This window comes from Priestia sp. KCTC 13724, from assembly GCF_056820425.1.
On record NZ_JBXDLD010000059.1, the window covers coordinates 1 to 1,534 of the forward strand.

Annotated in this window: 3 protein-coding genes and 1 pseudogene; 1 reads left to right on the top strand and 3 read right to left on the bottom strand. The window is 34.1% G+C overall.

Translation table 11 applies throughout. The annotated features are described in order from the left end of the window. Window positions 1–72: 72 nt before the first annotated feature. Window positions 73–354, bottom strand: coding sequence for a hypothetical protein (locus tag AC1UFB_RS08835; RefSeq protein WP_100347703.1), 282 nt, complete (start codon window positions 352–354; stop codon window positions 73–75). A 238-nt stretch (window positions 355–592) separates the two neighbouring features. On the opposite strand from AC1UFB_RS08835, the gene AC1UFB_RS08840 reads away from it, so the two are divergent. Next, a complete protein-coding gene (locus AC1UFB_RS08840) occupies window positions 593–1,051 on the top strand; it encodes a helix-turn-helix domain-containing protein (RefSeq protein ID WP_482588996.1) in 459 nt (152 codons plus the stop codon). Here AC1UFB_RS08840 and AC1UFB_RS08845 read toward each other — a convergent pair. Both AC1UFB_RS08845 and AC1UFB_RS08850 read right to left on the bottom strand, forming a co-directional pair. Continuing rightward, the gene (locus AC1UFB_RS08845; protein WP_482588998.1) at window positions 1,013–1,336 is read right to left on the bottom strand and encodes a transposase; all 324 of its coding nucleotides are present in this window, start codon (window positions 1,334–1,336) and stop codon (window positions 1,013–1,015) included. The two genes, AC1UFB_RS08840 and AC1UFB_RS08845, sit on opposite strands and share 39 nt — an antisense overlap. Next, a pseudogene (locus AC1UFB_RS08850) lies at window positions 1,333–1,534 on the bottom strand (IS630 family transposase); the annotation flags it as partial. The gene AC1UFB_RS08845 and the pseudogene AC1UFB_RS08850, both read right to left, overlap by 4 nt.

Here is a 1,534-nt window from a genome sequence, read left to right on the forward strand (position 1 = left end):
TTGATTGATACATTTATCGTACCGGAGGTGCCTGATGTTTTATATGCGTTGTTTGATTACGGGCTTACTGAACTACTTATGTCTCAGTCTCTTTTTAACTGCTTTTTTACACGTATCGATTGTATATAAGAATGCTGCTTGTTTATAAGCAATATCATTTATTATGACAGCCTGAGTTTCTGATAACTGATTTGATTGGTATTGTATAGAAGAGATGCCCTGTTGAATCGTTTCATTTGCTGTCGTCATTTGATCCATAGTTGGCGTAATTTCTTTTTTAAAGGAAATTACGCGATAAATGAAAAAGCAAGCAGAGACAATTATAAGTGCAAGGCTTAAGTAAATAATAATCAAAATTTTCAACTCCTTAAGTAACAGTTGTTTTATGAATAAAATACCCTCATTTTTTGTTTTTAAACGAGGAGTATATATCATGCTTAATCTCAGTGTAAAGCTATGAATATTGCTTTTTGTTTGGAATTATTTTCTTGTTTCTGTTGATTCAAAAATGAATAAAATGGTACAATAGACTTATAAAATATGATAGAACGTTGTTTAAACAGGTTTTATTGATAATAAATAAGGTGATTTCTTGAACGACAGACAGCATGTAGGAAAACTTATTCAAAATCTAAGAAATATAGCCAAGTTATCTCAAGAAGAACTTTCTGACGGGATATGTTCCAAAGAAGAACTTGATTTGTATGAAACAGGAGCAAAAGCAATTCAGGGTGACATTTTATATAAAATATCAAAGCGTCTAGGCGTATCTATGAATTATTTTTTTGAAGTAGGAGAGTTAACTCCTAATGACTATTCCAAAGAAATTAAAGAGACCATTCGCTATTATATTCGCAAGAGAAATTATGAAATGGTGTTGCATGTAGTAAACAAAGAAAAGAAAAACCCGATGTTTCAAGATCCGTTTCATGCTCAGTTCTTTTTATGGCACGAAGCGATTTGTGATTATTATATTCATCACTCTTTTCCAACAGCTCTATATAAGTTTTACTTAATAATCCGGCATATGAACACCGGCTATTCTTTTTAAAATTTGCTCAGATGCCCCCTCCAAAAAAGCTAGAAAAGAAGAAACAGACTCTTGAATAGCTGCTTTGTTAGGATGGAATCGATTTTGGATGACGGTTTCTTTCAGCCATTTCCAAATCCGTTCAACGGGGTTCAAATTGGGCGAGTACTTCGGCAGAAAGAAACGAATGAGTCGATTCTCATGCTGTTCAAAAAAGGGCTGTAACTCTTTTGCATCATGAATACGAGCACGATCCAACACCATAATGATGACTTTATTTGGGTAATAGTCGAGCACATACTTCATAAAGGAATGAAGTCGCCATTTAAGACATTGACAGCTCCAAATAGACTAACAGCTGCATGGTGCCCAAAAGTAGGGACTTGTTTTTGTTTCCCTTTTTGAAACCATGTGGATCGTAAAGCTTGATAGGCATGGATTCGACTTTCATCTTCATAAAGTAAAATCATATCGCCCGAGAGGTTTTTTTTACCATCTCCATGT